Consider the following 7,815-nt stretch of genomic DNA (forward strand, 5'->3'; position numbering starts at 1 on the left):
GGCCAGGCCTCAGCATTTTATTATGGTGATCCCCTGGGCGAAATGCGCCTGGTAAGCAGAGTTTTTGAAATGTAAGGCCTTTGAATAAGACAAAAGGCTGCCTCATCGCTAACTTTGCAACAGTGCCTCGCGGTCGGACTGCAAGTGATCTTGAAGCCACGGGCCCGTCCCACCCCGACATGGACCTCGATGCCCGAACGGACGTTAGATTTCGAGTTCTAGGCGTTCTGCGATGAAGGTTGGATCCCAGCCGGGATTGAAAGTGTCGACGTGGGTGAATCCGAGCCGCTCGTATAGGCCACGCAGGTTCGGGTGGCAGTCGAGCCGCAGCTTGGCGCACCCCTGCGTTCGCGCGGCATGGCGGCAAGCCTCGATCAGCGCGGAGCTGACACCCCGGCCCGCATGTGTCCGTCGCACCGCGAGCTTGTGCAGATATGCGGCCTCCCCCTTGAGGGCGTCGGGCCAGAACTCGGGATCCTCGGCCGACAAGGTGCAACAGCCGACGATGCCGTCGCTGCAACTCGCGACTAGGAGCTCGGATCTCAGGACGAAGGTCTCCGCGAATGTCCGGTCGATCCGCGCGACGTCCCAGGCGGGCGTTCCCTTGGCGGACATCCACGCCGCAGCGTCGTGCATCAGCCGCACAACCTCGTCGATATCACCCGAGCAGGCGACCCGAACGTTCGGAGGCTCCTCGCTGTCCATTCGCTCCCCTGGCGCGGTATGAACCGCCGCCTCATAGTGCAGTTTGATCCTGACGAGCCCAGCATGTCTGCGCCCACCTTCGCGGAACCTGACCAGGGTCCGCTAGCGGGCGGCCGGAAGGTGAATGCTAGGCATGATCTAACCCTCGGTCTCTGGCGTCGCGACTGCGAAATTTCGCGAGGGTTTCCGAGAAGGTGATTGCGCTTCGCAGATCTCCAGGCGCGTGGGTGCGGACGTAGTCAGCGCCATTGCCGATCGCGTGAAGTTCCGCCGCAAGGCTCGCTGGACCCAGATCCTTTACAGGAAGGCCAACGGTGGCGCCCAAGAAGGATTTCCGCGACACCGAGACCAATAGCGGAAGCCCCAACGCCGACTTCAGCTTTTGAAGGTTCGACAGCACGTGCAGCGATGTTTCCGGTGCGGGGCTCAAGAAAAATCCCATCCCCGGATCGAGGATGAGCCGGTCGGCAGCGACCCCGCTCCGTCGCAAGGCGGAAACCCGCGCCTCGAAGAACCGCACAATCTCGTCGAGCGCGTCTTCGGGTCGAAGGTGACCGGTGCGGGTGGCGATGCCATCCCGCTGCGCTGAGTGCATAACCACCAGCCTGCAGTCCGCCTCAGCAATATCGGGATAGAGCGCAGGGTCAGGAAATCCTTGGATATCGTTCAGGTAGCCCACGCCGCGCTTGAGCGCATAGCGCTGGGTTTCCGGTTGGAAGCTGTCGATTGAAACACGGTGCATCTGATCGGACAGGGCGTCTAAGAGCGGCGCAATACGTCTGATCTCATCGGCCGGCGATACAGGCCTCGCGTCCGGATGGCTGGCGGCCGGTCCGACATCCACGACGTCTGATCCGACTCGCAGCATTTCGATCGCCGCGGTGACAGCGCCGGCGGGGTCTAGCCGCCGGCTCTCATCGAAGAAGGAGTCCTCGGTGAGATTCAGAATGCCGAACACCGTCACCATGGCGTCGGCCTCCGCAGCGACTTCCACGATGGGGATCGGGCGAGCAAAAAGGCAGCAATTATGAGCCCCATACCTACAAAGCCCCACGCATCAAGCTTTTGCCCATGAAGCAACCAGGCAATGGCTGTAATTATGACGACGCCGAGTCCCGACCAGACTGCATAAGCAACACCGACAGGGATGGATTTCAGAACCAGAGAAAGAAAATAAAATGCGATGCCATAACCGATTATGACAACGGCGGAAGGGGCAAGCTTAGTAAAGCCCTCGCTAGATTTTAATGCGGATGTTGCGATTACTTCGCCAACTATTGCGATAACAAGAAAAAGCCAGCCTTTCATGATATATCTCCCAATTTGTGTAGGGCTTATTATGCACGCTTAAAAATAATAAAAGCAGACTTGACCTGATAGTTTGGCTGTGAGCAATTATGTGCTTAGTGCATCTAACGCTTGAGTTAAGCCGCGCCGCGAAGCGGCGTCGGCTTGAACGAATTGTTAGACATTATTTGCCGACTACCTTGGTGATCTCGCCTTTCACGTAGTGAACAAATTCTTCCAACTGATCTGCGCGGGAGGCCAAGCGATCTTCTTCTTGTCCAAGATAAGCCTGTCTAGCTTCAAGTATGACGGGCTGATACTGGGCCGGCAGGCGCTCCATTGCCCAGTCGGCAGCGACATCCTTCGGCGCGATTTTGCCGGTTACTGCGCTGTACCAAATGCGGGACAACGTAAGCACTACATTTCGCTCATCGCCAGCCCAGTCGGGCGGCGAGTTCCATAGCGTTAAGGTTTCATTTAGCGCCTCAAATAGATCCTGTTCAGGAACCGGATCAAAGAGTTCCTCCGCCGCTGGACCTACCAAGGCAACGCTATGTTCTCTTGCTTTTGTCAGCAAGATAGCCAGATCAATGTCGATCGTGGCTGGCTCGAAGATACCTGCAAGAATGTCATTGCGCTGCCATTCTCCAAATTGCAGTTCGCGCTTAGCTGGATAACGCCACGGAATGATGTCGTCGTGCACAACAATGGTGACTTCTACAGCGCGGAGAATCTCGCTCTCTCCAGGGGAAGCCGAAGTTTCCAAAAGGTCGTTGATCAAAGCTCGCCGCGTTGTTTCATCAAGCCTTACGGTCACCGTAACCAGCAAATCAATATCACTGTGTGGCTTCAGGCCGCCATCCACTGCGGAGCCGTACAAATGTACGGCCAGCAACGTCGGTTCGAGATGGCGCTCGATGACGCCAACTACCTCTGATAGTTGAGTCGATACTTCGGCGATCACCGCTTCCCTCATGATGTTTAACGCCTGAGCTCAGCCGACCGAAACCGCGTAGCGGTTTTGGGTCGGCTGCAGCGATTTGTTGGGCGATAGCTTGCCACATTCTCTCAACGATTGGGATTTGATGTACTTTCCGCACTTTGTAGCGCGACCACATCATGCTCCCCCTGGCCGCGAGAGCCCTTCACTCGGGAAACACAAGACAGACCGAGCACGACTGTTGCAAGGGTCAAACAGTACACGACAACCGGCCAAGCCGTGTTGCGCGGCAACAGCGAAATGATCAACGTTCCGATGCTTCCTAGCAGTACACCGCCCAAGCAGAAGTAGACTGCCGTGACCGTTCCAGCAACATGGTCGAATCCTCGAAGAGCGCCATTGGGCGCCACAGATACCGCTGTGGCGACACCAATACCCACTAGCCACATTGGAGCAATAAAGCCTAACACGGACTGCAAAGCCCATATTTCGGTGATGGCAAGCAATACTGCTCCAGCTATCAGGCATCCCATTCCCATTCGCAAGACACTTGGGCTGCCCCACTTGGGTATCACACGCCCCATAAAACGAGCCGTAAACACCATGGCAATTGCCACTGTGGCGAACAGCAGGCTGAAGCCAAGCTGAGACACACCTTGCCTGCCCATCATTAGTCCGGGCGCAATGGAGAAAAAGACGAAGAAGCTACCCATTCCAGCGGCGTAACACAACGTGTACAACCAGAAGTTCAGGCACTTAACGGGGAGTAGCAGCTGCGACCATTGCAAGCCCGCAACTCGTTGCACCCGGGTTTCAGGCCAGAATCGCCACGCTGCTGCAGATGCAGCGATCATGCCCAAACCTAGAAACGCAAAGATAGCCCGCCACCCAAGCCACATGTCGACGAGCGCTCCGAGCAATGGGCCTACCGCCGGGACTATGGCCAGCATGGATCCGAGTATGCCGTAAATGACATTACTTTCCTCGCGACCTGCGTAAATGTCACGTACTGTTGCAAATGTGGAAACAAGGCACGCCGAGGCACCACAAGCCTGAAGAATCCGAAGCCCCAGAAAGACTTCAGCCGATGACGTAAGAGCGAGGCCCATTGACGCCACAACGTAGGCGAGGCCACCTCCCAGTAGAACGGGGCGGCGCCCCAGTCGGTCCGATAGCGGTCCAAACAAGAGCTGACCGGCACCAATCATGACCAAGTACGTTGTCAGCGTAAGCTGAATTGTGCTCGCTGTCGTACCAAGCGCGTTTGGCATAAACGGCACTGCTGGCAAGTACATGTCCATGCCGAGTGATGCCAATAAATCGAACGGTGATAACAACAACACCGTGGCGGCAAGGGAGTACCGCCAACTAAAGTTTTTTGAGCGCACGAAACCATCTCCTTGAACAAAGGATTTGGCGGCGCTCCCGTAGAGCAAAAGGATTCATGAGAACGCCGCAACAACCGAAAAATGAAGGTTGCTGCGGCTTACTTGTCTGCGTTCTTGGAAGTGCTCATCTGCTGACTATCTCATGATTAAATTTGAATCGTAACAACTTTCAAGCAACTCTGCAAGGAGCCTTATTGTGCGCCCAACGCCGGAGTTAAGCCGCCGCGCGTAGCGCGGTCGGCTTGAACGAATTGTTAGACATCATTTACCAACTGACTTGATGATCTCGCCTTTCACAAAGCGAATAAATTCTTCCAAGTGATCTGCGCGTGAGGCCAAGTGATCTTCTTTTTGTCCCAGATAAGCTTGCTTAGCTTCAAGTAAGACGGGCTGATACTGGGCAGGTAGGCGTTTTATTGCCCAGTCGGCAGCGACATCCTTCGGCGCGATTTTGCCGGTTATTGCGCTGTACCAAATGCGGGACAACGTAAGCACTACATTTCGCTCATCGCCGGCCCAGTCGGGCTGCGAGTTCCATAGCTTCAAGGTTTCCCTCAGCGCCTCGAATAGATCCTGTTCAGGAACCGGGTCAAAGAATTCCTCCGCTGCCGGACCTACCAAGGCAACGCTATGTTCTCTTGCTTTTGTAAGCAGGATAGCTAGATCAATGTCGATCATGGCTGGCTCGAAGATACCCGCAAGAATGTCATTGCGCTGCCATTCTCCAAATTGCAGCTCGCGCTTAGCCGGATAACGCCACGGGATGATGTCGTCATGCACGACAAGGGTGACTTCTATAGCGCGGAGCGTCTCGCTCTCGCCAGGGAAAGCCGAAGCCTCCATAAGGTCATTGAGCAATGCTCGCCGCGTCGTTTCATCAAGCTTTACGGCCACAGTAACCAACAAATCAATATCGCTGTATGGCTTCAGGCCGCCATCCACTGCGGAGCCGTACAAATGCACGGCCAGCAACGTTGATTCCAGATGGCGCTCAATGACGCTTAGCACCTCTGATAGTTGGTTCGAAATTTCGATGGTCACCGCTACCCTCATGATGTCTAACGCCGCCATAAGTTGCGGCTTTGGAGTTGATTGTTTTGTGGTAGCGTAGCGTTAAACCACAAAACAAGCGACGGAAAAGCCGTCAACTTGATGGCCTTGTTAGCCTTATCAGCGCGACTGTGATGTATAAACGTCAAAAATTGAATGACCAATTTTAACAATCGCATCATTTCGCTCTGCCATTGAAGCCTGTGTTTGAGCTAGATAGATGCTCACAATAATTGGGGCTTGATGCTCACTCCACACAACTGCTGTAATACTCCGAGCACCAAATCCGCCAGCACCTGAGCGATCCGCAATGTTCCATCCCGCCGGCAATACTGAACGTAGTAAATTACCAGTGACTTGATTGTTCACCATCCAAGACTCTAATTTTTTCTGGTTCATTTCAGATAGCGCGGAACCAAATAAAAATTTATTCAAAGTACTGGCTATTGCCTTAGGAGTTGTCGTATCCCTCAAATCACCGAGCTTACCTTCATTTAAATCAGGCTCAATACGGTCTAGACGAGTCTCTTTGTCCCCAATTTGTCTTAAAAAATCAGTAACGCCTTTGGGGCCACCTACAGCACTTAGGATGATATTTGCCGCAGTATTATCACTTGTAGTCATAGTTGCGAAGCACGCATCATCGAGTGTGATTGCCTGCCCTACTTGCTTTTCTATTACAGGGGAATAGGTCACAAGATCTGCTTTCTTAATCTCGACTGTACTATTGGGATTAACTTTTCCTTGCTCAGCATCATATAGTAATTTAGCGCAAGCTATTGTTTTAAAAGTACTTGTTAACGGGAAGCGCTGATTGCCATTGTAATCCCAATATTCTCCATTTTGAGTATCAAGAACGGAAACACCTATACGAGCAGAAAGAGAAACTTCAATTGCCTTAACGTCTTGTTCAACTTGCTGAAACTTTGAACTACTTGCAAAAACCACGGATGGTATTAAAAGCGAAAATGCCAATAAAAACTTCATGTAAGTAACCCCATAATTTTGATTGTCACACATTTTATATAAAAGCATGAGGCTCCATAATATGGCTAACGCCCGCCTCAACTGCCGGAGGTTAATGGCGCCTTTTTTGCAGCTCCACCGCAAAAAAAGGTGACAGTAACCGGAGGTCAGATTGCAGGCGCTTGTTAACTCTTTTGCCAGATTTGATAACAATAGTTAATGTTAGACTCGAAATCTTGCTCAAATACCAACTTGAATGTATCTGGGATTTCAGGAAAAACTATGTCTCCATCTCGCTCGATGTCGACTGTTGAAATATGCAAAGTATCTACTTTGGAAATCAAGCTTTTGTATATTTCACCACCACCAGAAACGATAACATGATCCGTGATTTCCTCTAAATTTATTAAGGCATCCTGAATTGAGGAGAAAACCATTACACCCTCATCATTCGTAGAAAAATTAGAGCGAGTTACAACTGCATACTTTCGATTTGGGAGAGCGCCCATTGACTCAAAAGTTTTGCGTCCAACTAAAAGCCATTGATTATATGTAATTGCCTTAAATAGAAGTTGCTCGCCTTTGGCGCTCCATGGAATATCTGGTCCATTACCGATAATACCGTTCTTCGACTTGGCAGCCATTAGTGATAACTTCACGATTTCTCCCTCGAGTTAACTTTGTTTTAGGGCGACTGCCCTGCTGCGTAACATCGTTGCTGCTCCATAACATCAAACATCGACCCACGGCGTAACGCGCTTGCTGCTTGGATGCCCGAGGCATAGACTGTACAAAAAAACAGTCATAACAAGCCATGAAAACCGCCACTGCGCCGTTACCACCGCTGCGTTCGGTCAAGGTTCTGGACCAGTTGCGTGAGCGCATACGCTACTTGCATTACAGCTTACCAACCGAACAGGCTTATGTCCACTGGGTTCGTGCCTTCATCCGTTTCCACGGTGTGCGTCACCCGGCAACCTTGGGCAGCAGCGAAGTCGAGGCATTTCTGTCCTGGCTGGCGAACGAGCGCAAGGTTTCGGTCTCCACGCATCGTCAGGCATTGGCGGCCTTGCTGTTCTTCTACGGCAAGGTGCTGTGCACGGATCTGCCCTGGCTTCAGGAGATCGGAAGACCTCGGCCGTCGCGGCGCTTGCCGGTGGTGCTGACCCCGGATGAAGTGGTTCGCATCCTCGGTTTTCTGGAAGGCGAGCATCGTTTGTTCGCCCAGCTTCTGTATGGAACGGGCATGCGGATCAGTGAGGGTTTGCAACTGCGGGTCAAGGATCTGGATTTCGATCACGGCACGATCATCGTGCGGGAGGGCAAGGGCTCCAAGGATCGGGCCTTGATGTGGCACTGTTGCAAAGTTAGCGATGAGGCAGCCTTTTGTCTTATTCAAAGGCCTTACATTTCAAAAACTCTGCTTACCAGGCGCATTTCGCCCAGGGGATCACCATAATAAAATGCTGAGGCCTGGCC

6 protein-coding genes and 5 pseudogenes are annotated in these 7,815 nt (G+C 52.6%); 2 read left to right on the plus strand and 9 right to left on the minus strand.

Annotation, left to right across the window (positions count from 1 at the left end):
* A pseudogene (locus FTV52_RS13865) lies at positions 1-75 on the plus strand (IS6 family transposase); the annotation flags it as partial.
* A 129-nt stretch (positions 76-204) separates the two neighbouring features.
* Here the strand turns inward: FTV52_RS13865 and FTV52_RS13870 are convergent.
* The 8 genes and pseudogenes from FTV52_RS13870 to dfrA16 all read right to left on the minus strand — a co-directional run bounded on the left by FTV52_RS13870 (position 205) and on the right by dfrA16 (position 6,995).
* Positions 205-705, minus strand: a complete 501-nt coding sequence (locus tag FTV52_RS13870) for a GNAT family N-acetyltransferase (protein WP_000376623.1) — start codon at positions 703-705, stop codon at positions 205-207.
* 127 nt (positions 706-832) lie between these two features.
* Positions 833-1,672, minus strand: coding sequence for a sulfonamide-resistant dihydropteroate synthase Sul1 (gene sul1 / locus FTV52_RS13875; RefSeq protein WP_000259031.1), 840 nt, complete (start codon positions 1,670-1,672; stop codon positions 833-835).
* On the minus strand, positions 1,666-2,013 hold the full coding sequence (locus tag FTV52_RS13880) for a quaternary ammonium compound efflux SMR transporter QacE delta 1 (protein WP_000679427.1): 348 nt from the start codon (positions 2,011-2,013) through the stop codon (positions 1,666-1,668). Before FTV52_RS13880 ends, sul1 begins: the two co-directional genes overlap by 7 nt.
* Positions 2,014-2,129: 116 nt before the next feature.
* Positions 2,130-2,968 (minus strand): annotated as a pseudogene (gene aadA1, locus FTV52_RS13885) (ANT(3'')-Ia family aminoglycoside nucleotidyltransferase AadA1).
* Between the two features lie 92 nt (positions 2,969-3,060).
* Positions 3,061-4,320, minus strand: a complete 1,260-nt coding sequence (locus tag FTV52_RS13890; RefSeq protein WP_001256773.1) for a chloramphenicol efflux MFS transporter CmlA6 — start codon at positions 4,318-4,320, stop codon at positions 3,061-3,063.
* A 214-nt stretch (positions 4,321-4,534) separates the two neighbouring features.
* Positions 4,535-5,373: pseudogene (locus FTV52_RS13895) on the minus strand (AadA family aminoglycoside 3''-O-nucleotidyltransferase).
* Between the two features lie 117 nt (positions 5,374-5,490).
* Positions 5,491-6,357 (minus strand): PSE family carbenicillin-hydrolyzing class A beta-lactamase CARB-2, encoded by an 867-nt coding sequence (locus FTV52_RS13900; RefSeq protein ID WP_001931474.1) that lies wholly within the window; start codon positions 6,355-6,357, stop codon positions 5,491-5,493.
* Positions 6,358-6,521: 164 nt separating this feature from the next.
* Positions 6,522-6,995, minus strand: a complete 474-nt coding sequence (dfrA16, locus tag FTV52_RS13905; RefSeq protein ID WP_032490158.1) for a trimethoprim-resistant dihydrofolate reductase DfrA16 — start codon at positions 6,993-6,995, stop codon at positions 6,522-6,524.
* 155 nt (positions 6,996-7,150) lie between these two features.
* Between dfrA16 and intI1 the strand changes: the two are divergent.
* A pseudogene (intI1, locus tag FTV52_RS13910) lies at positions 7,151-7,687 on the plus strand (class 1 integron integrase IntI1); the annotation flags it as partial.
* A 53-nt stretch (positions 7,688-7,740) separates the two neighbouring features.
* Here the strand turns inward: intI1 and FTV52_RS13915 are convergent.
* Positions 7,741-7,815: pseudogene (locus tag FTV52_RS13915) on the minus strand (IS6 family transposase); the annotation flags it as partial.

Origin of the sequence: Acinetobacter sp. YH1901141 (genome assembly GCF_013416935.1) — a bacterium.
Lineage (GTDB): Bacteria > Pseudomonadota > Gammaproteobacteria > Pseudomonadales > Moraxellaceae > Acinetobacter > Acinetobacter towneri.